Source organism: Gemmatimonas sp., assembly GCF_041689975.1.
GTDB lineage: Bacteria > Gemmatimonadota > Gemmatimonadetes > Gemmatimonadales > Gemmatimonadaceae > Gemmatimonas.
In genome coordinates this window covers 1-15,279 of record NZ_JBDNFF010000126.1, presented here as the reverse complement: position 1 = coordinate 15,279, position 15,279 = coordinate 1, and the positions used below count along the sequence as shown (strand labels likewise).

Genomic DNA, 15,279 nt, shown 5'->3' with positions numbered 1-15,279 from the left:
GTCGCCGTCTATACCGTCGATCTCGCCATCGACATGCATCGCTCCGTTCACGTGGCCGATTGGCGCGTGTCGCTCGAGGTCGCCCCCGAGCCCCGGCCGCCGCGAGGCTGAGCATCCGGCTCTTCGGGTCATTCCGGATCGAGCCGCCCCAACGTCATCGCTGCCGATGCCCGCCCGCGTTTTGTGCGCGGCGCGCCCGCATCTGCTTTTCGTTGCGCGCCGCTCGCCTCTGTCCCACTCATGAATCTGTTTCTGAAAGCCCCACGCGTCGGCGTCACGGGGCTCATCGTGGCCGTGACCGCGCTCGCGACACCCTTGGCATCACTCGCGGCACAAACCGACTACTACAACACCGATGCCGGACGGCCTGTCCGCATTGAAGATGCCTACGCCATCGAACGACGCGCCGTGGAACTGCAAATGGCGCCGTTTCGTCTCGAACGCGTACGCGGCGGCGCATACCGCTGGGGACTCGAGCCTGAACTCGCCGTGGGCCTGTTCCCACGCACGCAGGTCGAGATCGGATTTCCGCTGGCGCATGTCGAAGGCCTCGCCGGTCGACGTCAAACCGCCCTCGCCGGCATCGACGCCTCGGTACTCTACAACCTGAACACCGAAACACGGCTCCCCGCGCTCGCCATAGTGGCCGACGTGCTGCTCCCCGTTGGCGCCATGGCTCCCGGTAAAGCCTATCCGTCGTTCAAAGCGATCGCTACTAAAACCTTCTCGTCGGCGCGCGTTCACGTGAACGGACAGGTCACGATCGGCGATGCGCCCGCTGTCTCGACAGGCAGCAACAACACCGCGCCGACGGCCCAACTCTCGCGTTGGCTGGTCGGCGTGGCCGTTGATCGCACGCTGCCGCTTCGCTCGCTACTGCTGACGGCCGAGTTGGTCATCTCGCAGCCACTCGACAGCACTGAGCCCACGGCATGGGATGTCGCGGGTGGCGCGCGCTATCAACTCAGTCCGCGACTCGCGGTGGATGGTGGCGGTGGCTACCGCCTGACCGGTGCCGATGGCGGCTGGTTTCTCACCGCCGGTGCCGCCGTGTCGCTTGGACTACCTTGGTCTCCCCGTCGCTAACCACGAGCCGATCTATGATCTCTCTCCGATTCCCTCCAGCACTGGTCCGCGGTCTCGTCGGTGCCACGCTCGCCCTTGCGACACTGACCAACCCGCGCACTGCGCAGGCGCAGTGGGCAACCACCTACGAACAGTTCTATCTGCAGGCGTCGCACAACTGGAAGTTTCGCAATCAGTATGCGTCGGCCGACCGATTGTTCAACGCCTTCGACTACGGCCACGCGATTCTGTACGAAACACTCTGGACCAAGCCCAACGCCCCCGCAGCACGACTTGAAGAGAAGGCGTTCGACTATCTCACCAAGACGGTACTCGTGAAGCCACCGCGTGTACCGCTCGAAGAGGTGGCCATCGAGCCGAAGTATGCCCAGCTCGCGCCCGAAGCCAAGGTGATGTTCGACTGGGCGCACCTCCTGCACCGCCAGTTGTACGACGTGCTGGCTGATGAACGGTTGAGTGACGCGCAGCGCGACGTGGAAGCGCAGCGCCTGATTACGTACTACCAGAGCCGCCCGGACATCGCGTTCAGTTCGAAGCCGAAGACGATGGCGCTGATGCAGGAGCAGTCGTACTCGCTCGCGTTCCGCAAGCGCTTTCCGAAGTTCAATGGCCTCATCTGGGGCTATCACTGGCTGCAGGTCGGCCTGTACGAGCCATTGATTGTCGGGAAGTCGCCTGCAGCCAAGCAGGCAGGCGTGCACGCCACCGTAGCCCGCTTCTGGCAGATGGTGGACGGCGCACCAACAGCACTTCCCTACCAGATGCCGATGACGGCGGCCGTGGCGCCGGCCTTCGCCGCGCGCTTTCCCGAAGCCGCGATCATTTTCGACAATCTGCACTCCATGCACGATGTGATCTCCGACATTCTCACCAACAGCGCCGTTCCTCGCGACCGGAAGCGTGCCGAGATCATGCGCGCCGCTTGACGGTATCGCGACGACACGTCGTACGTGATGCCGGTGGCCGCGTGGCTCGTGATGTCGGGTCACATGGGCATCGAGAACATGGGCGGGCCGGCGGTGGGATTCCCAGCATCGCTGCCGACAGCGTCAATCTCCTTCGGTGCCGTCATGACGCACGACTGGGAAACGGGCGCCATCAAAGGCTGCACATATGGATCGGCGGTTGGTGGTGCGCATGACGTTAACGCGCACGCGGGGCACGACATGGCAGCGATGGCGATGCCAATGGAGACTTCGACGGCGACGCCGACGGTGAACGACAGCGCCGACGTCGCCGGGCTGGTGAAGCGCTTTCATACCGCGATCGAACAAGCGGACAGTGTCACCGCCATCAGCCTGCTCACCGAAGACGCCGAGATTCTGGAAAGCGGCTCGATGGAATCGGTGGCGGAATACCGGGCGCATCATCTACCGGCTGACATCGTCTTCGCCAAGGCGATCAAGAGTGCGCGGGCGCCGCTGCGCGTGTCCGTGCGAGGTGACATCGCCACTACGACGTCCTCCTCCGTCACGAAGGGCACCTTCCGCGATCGCGCCGTGGATACGGTAGGCGCGGAGTTGATCGTGGCCCGGCGTACGGCGCAAGGCTGGCAGATCTCGGCCATCCACTGGTCGACACGTCGGCGCAATTAACCAGGCGCCCTCCTTCCCGGGTGCCGCATTGGTTAGGTTTCTGAAGAAGGTTTTTTGACGCCCATCATCGAAGGTTTTGCCCATGCCGGACGTACTGCAGGAATTTTCCTTCGTTGACCGAGGTCGGACGTTCCAGTGTCGTGTGGCCGCGTCGCGCGTGACGGGACCGGATCCGTGGTGGTGGTTCGAGATCTCGACCGAACAGCACCAGCGTCACGCGCCGTTTCGCGCCGACCCCGATGACACGCTCGACGTGGTGCAGCAGCGCATGGTGGCGTACTACGACAATCTTCTCGAACGTCGCGCCGCCCCGGTCGTCAAAAAGTGGAGCCGCCCCGCACCGCAGGCGACCGCCGTGGCGGGCGGCGAAGAGAGTTCGGATGTGATCGAGATGGACGCCGAGACGGAAGAGGTCGTAGCCGAGATCGAAGAAGAGATCGCCGAGTTGCCGGGCGAAGACGAGGACGCACCAGCGGCCTGACGTGGCCGTGGTGTGCGTCACGGAGCGAACGACGCGATGTCCATCGTACCGATTGATGCGGGTGCCCTGCGCGCTCGGCTTCAGCGACAGCTCGAGGGAGCATACGTCATCGAGCGCGAGCTTGGCGGCGCGGGATCGTCACATATATTTTTGGCCACGGAAGTGGCGCTCGATCGCTCCGTTGTGCTGAAGGTGCTGCCGCCAGAACTCTCCGCCGACGTAAATGCCGAACGGTTCCGCCGCGAGATCCAGTTCGCGGCAAAGCTGCAGCATCCGCACCTGGTTCCGCTGCTCAGCGCCGCCGTTGCAACAGCTGATGGCGACCGCGATCAGGTTCGCTGGTATAGCATGCCCTACATCGAGGGGCACACGCTGCGGCAGCTGCTCGTGCGACGGGGCGTACCACCGTATCCGGAGGCGATCCGGCTGCTACGGGAAATGGCGCTCGCCCTCTCGTATGCACACGCACGCGGCGTGGTACATCGCGATATCAAGCCGGAAAATGTGTTGCTCAACGACGGCATCGCGATGATCTCCGATTTCGGCGTGGCCAAGGCGCTCGACGACGCCATCGACCCCGCGCTGCGTGCGGGACGACGCGTGACCACGGTGAGCATGGTGCTCGGTACGCCGGACTATATGTCGCCCGAGCAGATCGGATCGGCGCACGTGGTCGACCACCGTACCGATCTGTATGCGTTCGGCTGCGTGGCTTACGAGCTCCTCACCGGTGCGCCGCCGTTCGCTCGGCCGTCGTTGCGCGCCACGCTAGCCGCGCAGGTCGCAGCTTCGCCGGTGCCGATTCTGCAGCGTTGTCCGGAGCTGCCGCCGTCGATCGCGGAGGTGATCATGCAGTGTCTGGCGAAGAATCCCGTTGAGCGTCCGGCGTCCGCGTCGTGGATTGTCCGGGCGATCGAAGGCGCGAATAGCGCTGACGCAGGAGTGGCCGCGCCGGTGACGCCGCCCACCGCGGCCGCGACCACACCGGCGGCCATGGGGTTCAGCGCGCGCACGCTGATTGCTGGCCTCGCGGTGGCACTGGCGGCGGCCGCGGCCCTGTGGATGCTGCTGCGGTAGCGTGTTGCCAACGGCACTGTCTTGTGAAGGAATCGCCGAGAGGTAAATTGGCGAATCCCGTCCCGCTCGAGACACACGTGGCCCTGGAATTTAGGCCTCTCGACGTTCCGCGTTATGGGTAATTCTCACCGCCGGACTGGGGGTGCTGCTGCCGCGTCGGGCCACCGCCTTTGTGCGGCGCTTGGCTCATCCCACGCCGAGAGCCGGCATCACGGGCGCGAAAGTGCTGACCGCCGCCGATCTCACCAAGTCGCCACATCTCGTGGACCTGTTCGACAGCATCCGGGCCATACCGCAGATCGCGGATGGTATCGGCTGTCACTGCGGCTGCGCCGAACTGAGTAGCCACTACTCGCTACTGAGGTGCTACGAGGCGGACGCGATGGCCAAGTCCTGCCCGATCTGTCAGGGGGAAGGTCGGGTCACCGTGCGCCTCACCAAAGCCGGGAAGTCGCTGAACGAAATCCGCGTGGCGATCGATGCCCAGTTCGGCTGATCGCCTATCTCCTCATGAGTGCACCTATGCATAAACTCCGTGGTCGTGTTTCCTCGCGCTCACCTTGCTCGCCGCGTCGATGGGTTCCGCGCTCACGCCGGTGAGGGCCGATGCACAGATCAGAGCCAGCGAACTGCAGAGCATTGCGCAGACGGTGGACGGCACGACGCTGCGCGTGACCTACTCCCGACCGCGCTTGCGTAGTCGTTCGCAGGTATTCGGCACCAGGGCCGTGCACTGGGGCGAGGTATGGGCGCCCGGTGCCAATTGAGCCACGCTGCCGAGGTGAACAAGGACCTCACGGTCTCGGGTGTGAAGGTCCCGAAGGGCAAATACGGGGTCTGGATGGTGGTGGACACATCGAGCACGTGGACGATCTTACTCGATCCCAGGTGGAAGCAGTTTCACATGGCCCATCCGAAGCCGAACAACACGCAGATCCAGGTAACCGTGCGCGCCGATTCCAACGCCACGCGCGAGGAGCTGCTGAGCTGGTCGTTCCCTGGGGTCAGCGCGCGCGGCGGCACGATGGCCATGCACTGGGCCAACATGCGCGTGACCATGGATTTTGCGGTCGAGCCCTCCCTTTCGGAGCTGCTGCCGGAGTCGGAGGCGCGCCCCTATCTCGGCACCTACGACCTCACCAACCCGTGGACGAAGAAGCCCGAAGGGAAGCTGATCGTGAGCTATGCGCGCGGCGGCCTGAAGGCGCGGTTCGATCCGCAGGACACCTACATGAAGACCTTCGCTCTTATGCGTACCGGTCCGCAGGTCTTCACCGTGGGGCTGTACGAAAGCGCCGAGGTGCACGCCGGAGGCGAGATCTACGAAGTACTCAAGCCGGACATGATGTACACCTTCACCATGTCGGGTGGCGCGGTCACGCTCGAGTGCCGCAATGAGAATGACCTGTTGTGCCTCACCGCAAAGAAGCAGCCGTAGCTCTGGACGCCCCGTCCCCCGGGCGCGAGATTCAGGGGTTGAGCGGTCACCCGATCGTTCGCCCCCGCCCCTGTCCCGCCTGGTCCTATGCCGATTACGCTCAAGGTCAACGGCACGCCGCGCACGATCGACGTGCCAGCCGAAATGCCCCTGCTGTGGGCACTCCGTGACGAACTCGATCTCAAAGGCACGAAGTTCGGGTGTGGTATCGCCCGCTGTGGCGCCTGCACCGTTCATGTGAATGGGGTCGCCACGCGTTCGTGCAACACGCCCGTGTCTCGCGTGGCGAACGCCGACATCACGACCATCGAAGGGCTCTCGCCCGATGGGCTGCACGCCGTGCAGCAGGCGTGGGAAGAACTCGACGTGCCGCAGTGCGGCTACTGTCAGGCCGGGCAAATGATGGCGACGGCGTCGCTGTTGGCAAAGACACCGAAGCCGACCGATGGCGACATCGATACCGCGCTGAATACGAATCTCTGCCGCTGCGCGACGTATCTGCGCATCCGGAAGGCGGTGCACCGCGCCGCCGAGATCAAATCGGGCGCGACGCCGGCCGTAGGTGGATCGACTCCGTCGAAGAACGGCTCCCCTGACAACCGCTGAGACCACGACGATGACGACCCAATCTGACAAGCCGGGCGTGAGCCGCCGCGACTTCCTGCGCGCCACGGCGCTCGCCGGTGGTGGCATGCTGTTGGTGAGCTACGCTGAACCGCTCGAAGCGCTCGAACGTCTTGGCGTGCAAAACGGACTGCCGTCGGTGGCCGATCCGATGCTCAGCGCCTTCGTGCGCATCACCCCCGACGGCATCGTCACCATCACCGCGAAGAATCCCGAGATCGGCCAGGGCATCAAGACGATGCTCCCCATGCTGATCGCCGAGGAGCTCGATGTCGACTGGGCGAACGTGCGGGTGGAACAGGGCGACTTCGACCCTACCAAGTATCAGGCGCAGGTCGCCGGTGGCAGCACCGCGACCCCCACGAACTGGCTGCCGCAGCGCCGTGTCGGAGCCGCCGCGCGCGCCATGCTGGTGTCGGCCGCCGCAACGCAGTGGAACGTGCCGGCGGCCGAGCTGGAAACGGAGAAGGGGGTCGTGCACCACCGGGCGTCCAAACGGTCGGCCACCTACGGCTCGTTGGCCAGCGCCGCCGTGGCAATGACACCGCCCGATCTCGCCACCGTGCCGCTCAAGGACCCTACAAAGTTTACGATCATCGGCACACGCAAGAAAACCGTCGGACTCCGTGACATCCTGATGGGCAAGCCGATGTTCGGTATCGACGTGACGGTGCCGAACATGCATTACGCCACGTTCGTGAAAAGCCCCGTGTTCGCCGCCAAGGTGGCGAGCGCCAACGTCGATGCGATCAAGGCGATGCCGGGCGTCACGCACGCGTTCGTGGTCGACGGCACGACGAATCTGCAGGGCCTCATGCCTGGCGTGGCGATCATCGGCCGGAACTGGTGGATGGTGCAGCAGGCGCGCAAAAAGCTCGTGGTCGAATGGGCCGCACACCCCACGGCGCAGCAATCGAGCGCCTCGTTCGCGGCGAAGGCTACCGAGTTCTTCACGAGCGCTCCGCACCGCACGATTCGTAACGACGGCGATTTCGACGCCGCCATCAAAGTTGCCACCAAGGTTGTGAAGGGCGAGTACAGCTACCCGTTCATCGCCCACGCACCGCTCGAGCCTCAGAACTGCACGGCGCACGTAACCGCCGACAAGTGTGAGCTGTGGTCTACCACACAGACGCCGCAGGGCGGACGCGCGCTCGTGGCCACGACGCTCGGCCTCAAGGAAGATCAAGTCACGATTCACATGGTGCGCGCCGGCGGTGGCTTCGGTCGTCGTTTGTACAACGACCCACTGGTGGAAGCGGCGTGGATCGCGCGCGAAGCGAAGGTGCCGGTCAAGCTCCTCTGGACGCGCGAAGACGACATGCAGCACGACATGTTCCGTCCGGGCGGATACCACGCGTTCACCGGTGGACTCGATGCCGGCGGCAAGCTGATCGCGTTCCGCAATCACTTCGCCACCTTCGGCGAGGGGGAGCGCTTCGCACCGAGTGCCGATATCGGACCCACCGAGTATCCGGCGCGCTTCGTACCGAATCTCAAGATGGACGTGTCGGTGATGCCGCTTGGCGTGCCCACCGGTGCGCTGCGTGCACCGCGCTCGAATGCGCTCTCGTTCGCGTTCCAGGGCTTCATCGACGAGTGCGCGGTGGCGGCGGGGAAGGATCCGTTGCAGTTCCGCATCGATACGCTCAAAGCGGAGATTGCACCGACCACGCCGCTGACGCCGCAGCAGCAGGCCGGACAGATGGACGCGCAGCGCGTGATCGGCATTCTCGAGAAGGCACGCGAGGTGTCCGGTTGGGGTAAGACCGCGCTGCCGAAGGGTACCGGCATGGGCTGCGCGTTCTACTACAGCCATCGCGGCTACTTTGCCGAAGTCGTGCAGGTCACCGTGAGCAAAGCGGGCGACGTGAAGGTGGACAAGGTGTGGGCGGTGGGAGACGTCGGCAGCGACATCATCAACCCGAACCACGCCGAGCAGCAGGTACAGGGCGCGGCGATGGACGGAATCAGCCAGGCCTTCGGCCAGGAGATCACCTTCACCGCCGGCAAAGCCGATCAGGCGAACTTCAACAACTATCCGCTGCTGCGCATCCGACAGGCGCCGCCGATCGACGTGCATTTCGTGAAGACGAATTTCGCGCCCACCGGCATCGGCGAGCCAGCCTTGCCGCCGGTCGTGCCGGCGATGATCAACGCGATCTACGCCGCCACCGGCAAGCGCGTTCGACAGATTCCGCTGTCGAATGTCGATCTCAAATGGTCCTGATGGTTTCCTGATTCCAACGGATTCGATGACGGTACATGTGATCACCACGTCCCCGTTCGCCGACCAGCGACCGGGGACGTCCGGTTTACGGAAGCGCACGACGGTCTTCCAGCAGCAGCACTATCTCGAGAATTTCGTGCAGGCGCTTTTAGACGTGGCCGCACTGCCACCAGACAGCACGCTGGTCGTCGGCGGCGATGGACGGTACCACAACCGCGAAGCGACGGAAACGATCATCCGCATGGCGGCCGGCAACGGCATCACGCATGTGATCGTGGGGCGCGCGGGATTACTCTCCACGCCGGCAGCCTCGCACCTCATTCGCTCGGGCGCGCACGGCGGCATCATTCTGTCGGCCAGTCACAATCCCGGCGGCGCTGACGGTGATTTCGGTATCAAGTACAACACCGGAAACGGCGGACCGGCCCCGGAATCGTTCACGAACGCCGTGGCCGAACGCGCGCGTGTCATGCAGCAGTACAAGATCGCCGATCTCCCGCATTTCACTCTCGACGAACTCGGTACGCATCAGATCGGCCCCTTGCGACTCGACGTGGTCGATCCCGTGGTGGCGTACGCGGCGCTGATGGAATCGCTGTTCGACTTCGATGCGATCAGTGGCTTGTTCGCAAGCGGCTTCCGCATGCGCTTCGATGCGATGCACGCGATCACGGGCCCGTATGCCGTCGAAATTCTCGAGCGTCGGCTCGGGGCGCTGTCGGGCACGGTCATCAATCGCGTGCCACTCCCCGATTTTGGTGGCGGACATCCCGATCCGAATCTCACGTACGCTCATGAGCTGGTCGAAGAACTGTTCGGTCCCGACGCACCCGACTTTGGTGCGGCGTCCGACGGCGACGGCGATCGCAACATGATTCTGGGACAGCACTTCTTCGTGACGCCCTCGGACTCGCTCGCCGTGCTGGCGGCGAACGCCATGCTGGTGCCCGGGTACGCGCGCGGACTCAGCGGCGTGGCGCGCTCGATGCCGACCAGCGCCGCCGTCGATGCCGTGGCGGCGTCGCTGGGCATTCCCTGCTTCGAGACGCCCACCGGCTGGAAGTTCTTCGGTACGCTGCTCGACGCCGGCCGCATCACGCTCTGCGGCGAGGAAAGCTTCGGCACCGGCTCCGATCACGTGCGCGAGAAGGACGGACTCTGGGCCGTGCTCTTCTGGCTCAACATCGTGGCCGAACGTGGCGAGACGGTGGAAGCGATCGTGCGCGAACACTGGGCACGCTTCGGGCGCAATTACTACACGCGCTACGACTACGAAGGCGTGCGCACCGAGGCAGCCAATGGCGTGATGTCGCATCTGCGCACGCAGTTCAGCGCGTTGCCGGGCACGATGATCGCCTCACGTCGCGTGCGCAGCGCCGATGACTTCACGTACACCGATCCCGTGGACGGCAGCGTGAGTGCCCATCACGGCATTCGCCTGCTTTTCGACGATGGTGCCCGCATCGTGTTCCGCCTGTCCGGTACGGGCACTGAAGGCGCGACGATTCGCGTGTACATCGAGTCGCGCGAGACGGATGCGTCGCGACTTGGCATGGACACCGCAAACGCGCTGACGGAACTCGTGACCGCCGCACTCGTCATCAGCGAGCTGCCAACGCGAACCGGACGGATGGCACCGACGGTAATTACTTGACGACTACTGTGGCAGGGCGCGTCCCACGACGACAGTCACGTTGTCACTGCCACCGCGTTGAAGCACGAGGTCGACCAGCTCACGACAGAGCTGCTCCGCTGACGTCATGCGTCTGCAGGCGGAACCGATCTCTTCGTCGGTGACATGCTTGGTGAGACCGTCCGAGCACACCAGCGTCACCGTGCCGCGCTTGCCGACATCGACCCGGGAAATGACCGGCAGCGCTTCCTCGGCGCCGATAGCACTGGAGAGCACGTGATTGAGCGGCGAGTTGTAGGCCCGCTCCGGTGATAGCGCGCCGCGATCGATCATTTCCTGCGCAATGGTCTGATCACGAGTAACCTGCCGCAGCACGCCGTCATGATACGAGTAGCAGCGGCTGTCGCCGACCTGCACGACGTACAGCCACGGCCACACGACAATCGCGACCGATAGCGTGCTGGCCATGCGGCGACCTTCGAACTGTGCTTCGGCCTGCGCGCGCACTCGATTGTGCGCCTCGATGGCGGCTTCACGCAGCGCCTCCGTGAACTCGTGCTCGCTGGCCGAGCCAACGGTGTGGTAGCAGCGCATCGCCGACGCAAAGTACTCCGTGACCGCGATCGTCGCGAGGCGACTGGCTTCACTGCCGTCCACGCTTCCGCCCACGCCATCGGCCACCAACATGATCGTCGCGAGGCGCTCGCCGCGAAGCGTGATCTGGTCAATCGAGGGAAGACTGGTCGAATGCACGACCACCTGCGGGTGCACCGTGGAGAGCAGGAAGTGATCCTGATTACTGGTGCGCACGAGCCCCTGATGCGTGATCCCGAAGAGATCGAGTTCATCGTCCTTCGGACGAGGGAGCCCGGCAATCTCTGATAGCGGTGACGTCATACACTGACTATCGCACCGCGGGGCGGTGGGCGGCAACCGCCGGACTCGACCATGTTGGCGAATGTGGCCAAAGCGACAGCAAAAGCAACAGAAAAAACATCAGCCAGAACACGGATGGCTGTTGCGGGTAAGGTGCTCCGGGGGCGCTCGTGCCGTCGGGGGGGGGTGCGTGACGATTCCGATACCACGTCGCCCCGCAATTTCGTCAGATTGCAGGACATGACTGCTCTGCTCACCCTCCGCGCCGGCCCCACGGCCCTGGCCCACCTTCGTGAGCATGGCGGTCTCCGGGGCGACCAGATCGACATCATGCCCGGAGCGTCGGGAGGCGCCAAATGGATCGGCATCGGCGGACTCGATCGCTATCTGTTCGGCCACCTGTTGCAGCAACCGCGTGCGCATCCGCTGCACCTCATCGGCTCATCGATCGGCAGCTGGCGCATGGCCTGTCTCGCGCAACGCGACCCCGTGGCCGCCCTCGCCCGCGGACACGAGGCGTACATCTACCACCAGCGCTACACGCCGAAGCCCGCGGCGCGTGAAGTGAGCGACGTGCTGGCGCGCGCCCTCGACTGTCTACTTGGGGAAGAGGGCGTTCACGAGATCCTGTCGCATCCGCTGTTTCGCGTGCACGTGATCACCGCCGAATCGCGCGGCCTGGCGGCGAGTGACCGCAGGCCCGTGCTGGCGACGGCGATGGTGCTCGCCGCCGCCGCGAACATAGTGACACGACGATCGCTCGCGTGGCAGATGCGACGCACGATTTTTCACTCGGCCGGCGATCGCTCACCGTTCTTGCACCTGCGCGATTTGCCGACGGTGCACCGCACGCTCACGCCTGACAATTTGCGCGCGGCGCTGCTGGCGTCGGGGTCGATCCCGCTGCTCATGGAAAGCGTGCGTATTCCCGGAGCGCCGGGCGTGCACTGGGACGGCGGCGTGACCGACTATCATCTGGATCTCGATTACGGCACGGGGGCAGGGCTGGTAGTGTATGCGCACTTCTACGATCACGTGGTGCCGGGCTGGTTCGACAAGTCGCTGCCATGGCGTCGCGCCGGCGCTGCGAATTTTGCACGCACGCTCCTGATCGCGCCGTCACCAGCGTTTCTCGCCTCGCTGCCCGGCGGCCGCATTCCCGACCGACGCGACTTCTTCGATTTTACGCAAGCGGAGCGCATGCGGCGCTGGCAAACGATCCTCGACGCCAGCGCCGCGCTTGGCGATGAACTGCACGAGTTGATCGAAACCGGACGGCTGGTCGAGGCGGTCGTGCCATGGACGTGAGGCGGGCCTTCGCCTTTACTCGGGCCGCGACGCTCCGTGACCTGGCTACGCCGACGCTCGTCGTCCATGGAGCGGCGGAGATCCTGCCGCGCGCGAGAGTTCGTCGCGTGCTTCGCTGCGGTGCACGCCTTCCTCGCGGAGGGATCACCAGACTCCTGACGCGACTCGATGAAGACCGCAGAAACGCTGCTCGCTTGCTGTGTAGTCGGTTTGGCCTGCTTCATTGGCGGGCAGAGTGTCGGCGTGCGCACCTCGTCGACACGGAGCGAGGCCGCCGGCGCCATCGACGAGCGCGGCCCCCGGATGCCACGCGGTATCCGGACCAGGGTGGACAGCGGAACGATCGTGCCACGCTCCCTGCTTCACGGCGAGGAAGTGCTGGTGGCCTCCTCGTTGCTCGTTCGCCCCGATCGTCCGTCGATCTCGGTCGACGAGATGCGCCGTCGCCTCGCACCCGGCATCGGCGGCACGTACATGAACGCGCTGCTGCGGTCACGCGACTCAGCACTGACCCGCTGGCCCGATCGCACCACGCGGCCGCTGCGCGTCTTCATGCGCGATGGCGAAGCGATCGAGGGGTGGAAGTCCGACTATCTGCCGGTGGTGCGCGATGCGTTCGATACCTGGGTGCAAGCGGGTATTCCCGTGCGCTTCACGTTCGTGATCGATTCAGCGAGTGCCGATGTGCATGTGCACTTTACGAGCGCATTCGCCAACGGCATCAGCGGCAAGACGATCTGGAGCCGCGACGCGGCGTACTGGCTCGTGTCGAGCGACATTCAGCTAGCCGTGTCACATCCGGGCGGCGGGTTCGTCACGCCGCCACAGATGCGCGCCATCGCGTTGCACGAGGTCGGACACTTGCTCGGTCTCGATCACGCGGAGTCGTCCGACGATATCATGTCGGCACGCGTGCGCGTGCGTGAACTCAGCGAAACCGACCGCGCGACCATACGATTGCTGTATACCGTTCCCGCCGGCAGCCTGAAATAGCATTTCACCGCGGCCCTGCCCTGCGGCTCTGCCCTGCCCTACGGCCCTGCCTACCAGCGGAGTGTGACGGTCCGGGTTCCGCTGGCCCGTGAGAGCACGGTAAGCCGTGCTTCCCGTGCACCGGCACCGGCACCGGCACCGGCGATCGCGCGACGCATCGCCTGCACATCCCGCACGGCAGTCCCGTTGAAGGTGCGAACAATTTCACCACCGCGAAGGCCAGCCTCAGCGAACGGTGACCCCTGCGACACATGCAGCACGAGAATGCCAGGCTCGAGCCCCAGCACCTGTGCGAAGTCGTCATCGACCGTGGAGAACTGCGCGCCAAGAAGTACCGCGACCCCATTCGTGGACACGGTGCCCATGATCGGGGCCGGCGAAGCGGTGCCTGGCGCCGCCGACGAAATCATGAGCCGACCAATCAGCGCCCGCGGCGCCTCGGGAGACAGCGCCGACGTCGTTTCATCGGGCCGCATCAGCACGATCTGCCGCTCCACGCTTCGCGTCACCACGGCAACCGGAATCTCGCGCGCCTTGGCTCCGCGCTTCACGCGCATGCGCACCGTCTCTCCGGGCACCAGCATGCGCTGATAGTTCACGGCGCGCTGCTTGAGATCGCGACCGTTGTACGCCAGCACCGTATCGCCAGCGAGCACACCGGCACGAGACGCCGGCGAACCCGTGTCAACCGTTTCGACCACGGGATAATCGCAGTGACTCACCAACACGCCCTCCGGCGTGACCGTACGAACCTGTGCGCCGAGCAAGCCGACACCCATGTAGCCCGTCTCACTCACGTCCCGTCCTGACTGCGCTTCGGCCGCCGCGATGAACGCCGTGATCTGCGGTTGCAGCGTCCGGATGTTCGCCTGGATCTGTGGAGCGCTGAATCGGAGCGTGCCCACGCTGTCACCGCGCAGCACGGTGATCACTTCACCGTCGGGACCATCGCGGCGCTGCACGCGCACGATGATTGTGTGCATCAGTGAATCGACACCGCGCTGCACCTCCGTCATCCGCTGCACAGCGACGCCCTGCAACTGCTGGTGCTGCTCCAGCGTAAATGCCGCGCTTTCGAGCTCGCGTTTGAACCGCAGCAACGCCATGCCTTCGGGGGCATTCACGAGCGCCGACGGCGTCGCCGCCAGCTCGGCGCAGGCGTTCGCGGTCGCGGCGGAGCTGGCACTCATCGTCACGCGCACGCGAGTGGGCGCGGGCGCGGGCGGGCGCACGGTGGTCTGCGCCTCGAGTATGCCGGCACCGAGTGTGCCGATCGTGGACAGCAGTCCGATCGCGAAAAGAGACGGGACGCGCATAGTCAGTATCGCTCGATGGTCTTGCCTACGGGCAGCGAAGTACCGAGCTGCTGCAACGTGGCCTCGCGCGCGGAGAACGCGGCGAGATAGTACTGATTGAGCACCGGATCCTGCGGGGAATCGCTGAGGGCCGCGCGCGACGCTGCCATCATCTGATCGAGCGCGGCGAGACGGGCGCGGTACACGTCGGAGTCATGCGGCGTGCTGTCATTGGCGGCCAGCCACAGCGATGCGCGTTCGTAGTCGCGCTGCGCGCGACTCAACATGCGGGTGGCTTGAGTCACCGACGCGAACTCGCCAGCCGCGCCGTAGGTGGCGGGACGCAGCGATACATCGCCGATCCCCGAAGTTTCGGCCATTACGTCGGCCACGCCGGCCGAGCGATCAGCGGACAACAGCGGCGCGACGGAGCTGGTGCGACCGAGCACGGCCCCACCGGCCATCAGCGCGACGGCGGCCGCCGCGCGCAGCGACGAGCGCGACCACCACGGGGTCGACAACCGCGGCGACGGTCCAGCCGCGAGCGCGATCGGCTTCGTGATCGGTGCCGTGACGGAAGGCTTGACCGGCTCGGCGTTGACCGGCTCGGCGTTGACCGGCTCGGCGTTGACCGGCTCGGCGT

The 15,279-nt window shown here is 65.1% G+C and carries 16 protein-coding genes; 13 read left to right on the top strand and 3 right to left on the bottom strand.

What is annotated here, in order from left to right; genetic code table 11:
* Positions 1 to 240 precede the first annotated feature (240 nt).
* From ACESNG_RS08585 to ACESNG_RS08535, 11 genes are all read left to right on the top strand, one after another.
* A complete protein-coding gene (locus ACESNG_RS08585) occupies positions 241 to 1,086 on the top strand; it encodes a hypothetical protein (RefSeq protein ID WP_373059501.1) in 846 nt (281 codons plus the stop codon).
* A 14-nt stretch (positions 1,087 to 1,100) separates the two neighbouring features.
* Positions 1,101 to 2,012 carry a hypothetical protein gene (locus tag ACESNG_RS08580; protein WP_373068581.1) on the top strand — a complete coding sequence of 304 codons (912 nt, stop codon included), beginning with the start codon at positions 1,101 to 1,103 and terminating at the stop codon, positions 2,010 to 2,012.
* A 27-nt stretch (positions 2,013 to 2,039) separates the two neighbouring features.
* Positions 2,040 to 2,681: a DUF4440 domain-containing protein gene (locus ACESNG_RS08575; protein ID WP_373059507.1), complete on the top strand. Its 642-nt coding sequence runs from the start codon at positions 2,040 to 2,042 to the stop codon at positions 2,679 to 2,681.
* An 82-nt stretch (positions 2,682 to 2,763) separates the two neighbouring features.
* On the top strand, positions 2,764 to 3,162 hold the full coding sequence (locus ACESNG_RS08570; protein WP_373059497.1) for a hypothetical protein: 399 nt from the start codon (positions 2,764 to 2,766) through the stop codon (positions 3,160 to 3,162).
* A 36-nt stretch (positions 3,163 to 3,198) separates the two neighbouring features.
* Positions 3,199 to 4,239 (top strand): serine/threonine-protein kinase, encoded by a 1,041-nt coding sequence (locus ACESNG_RS08565; RefSeq protein WP_373059495.1) that lies wholly within the window; start codon positions 3,199 to 3,201, stop codon positions 4,237 to 4,239.
* 142 nt (positions 4,240 to 4,381) lie between these two features.
* Positions 4,382 to 4,735, top strand: coding sequence for a PCYCGC motif-containing (lipo)protein (locus tag ACESNG_RS08560; RefSeq protein WP_373059493.1), 354 nt, complete (start codon positions 4,382 to 4,384; stop codon positions 4,733 to 4,735).
* A gap of 79 nt (positions 4,736 to 4,814) precedes the next feature.
* Complete coding sequence (locus ACESNG_RS08555; protein WP_373068580.1) at positions 4,815 to 5,006, top strand: DUF2911 domain-containing protein; 192 nt, start codon at positions 4,815 to 4,817, stop codon at positions 5,004 to 5,006.
* Positions 5,003 to 5,677 (top strand): DUF2911 domain-containing protein, encoded by a 675-nt coding sequence (locus ACESNG_RS08550; RefSeq protein ID WP_373068579.1) that lies wholly within the window; start codon positions 5,003 to 5,005, stop codon positions 5,675 to 5,677. The genes ACESNG_RS08555 and ACESNG_RS08550 overlap by 4 nt, the downstream gene beginning before the upstream one ends.
* An 87-nt stretch (positions 5,678 to 5,764) precedes the next feature.
* The gene (locus ACESNG_RS08545) at positions 5,765 to 6,283 is read left to right on the top strand and encodes a (2Fe-2S)-binding protein (protein WP_373059491.1); all 519 of its coding nucleotides are present in this window, start codon (positions 5,765 to 5,767) and stop codon (positions 6,281 to 6,283) included.
* Between the two features lie 10 nt (positions 6,284 to 6,293).
* Positions 6,294 to 8,531 carry a molybdopterin cofactor-binding domain-containing protein gene (locus tag ACESNG_RS08540; protein WP_373059489.1) on the top strand — a complete coding sequence of 746 codons (2,238 nt, stop codon included), beginning with the start codon at positions 6,294 to 6,296 and terminating at the stop codon, positions 8,529 to 8,531.
* 25 nt (positions 8,532 to 8,556) lie between these two features.
* Positions 8,557 to 10,185, top strand: coding sequence for an alpha-D-glucose phosphate-specific phosphoglucomutase (locus ACESNG_RS08535; protein ID WP_373068582.1), 1,629 nt, complete (start codon positions 8,557 to 8,559; stop codon positions 10,183 to 10,185).
* Between the two features lie 3 nt (positions 10,186 to 10,188).
* Here ACESNG_RS08535 and ACESNG_RS08530 read toward each other — a convergent pair whose 3' ends face one another.
* Positions 10,189 to 11,061, bottom strand: coding sequence for a PP2C family serine/threonine-protein phosphatase (locus ACESNG_RS08530; RefSeq protein ID WP_373059487.1), 873 nt, complete (start codon positions 11,059 to 11,061; stop codon positions 10,189 to 10,191).
* A gap of 219 nt (positions 11,062 to 11,280) precedes the next feature.
* Between ACESNG_RS08530 and ACESNG_RS08525 the strand changes: the two genes are divergently transcribed.
* The gene (locus ACESNG_RS08525; protein WP_373059485.1) at positions 11,281 to 12,348 is read left to right on the top strand and encodes a patatin-like phospholipase family protein; all 1,068 of its coding nucleotides are present in this window, start codon (positions 11,281 to 11,283) and stop codon (positions 12,346 to 12,348) included.
* Between the two features lie 168 nt (positions 12,349 to 12,516).
* Positions 12,517 to 13,341: a matrixin family metalloprotease gene (locus ACESNG_RS08520; RefSeq protein WP_373068577.1), complete on the top strand. Its 825-nt coding sequence runs from the start codon at positions 12,517 to 12,519 to the stop codon at positions 13,339 to 13,341.
* A 50-nt stretch (positions 13,342 to 13,391) separates the two neighbouring features.
* Here the strand turns inward: ACESNG_RS08520 and ACESNG_RS08515 are convergent, their stop codons facing one another.
* A complete protein-coding gene (locus ACESNG_RS08515) occupies positions 13,392 to 14,657 on the bottom strand; it encodes a PDZ domain-containing protein (RefSeq protein ID WP_373068575.1) in 1,266 nt (421 codons plus the stop codon).
* A gap of 2 nt (positions 14,658 to 14,659) precedes the next feature.
* A partial coding sequence (locus ACESNG_RS08510) for a hypothetical protein (protein ID WP_373068573.1) occupies positions 14,660 to 15,279 on the bottom strand: 620 nt, incomplete at its 5' end.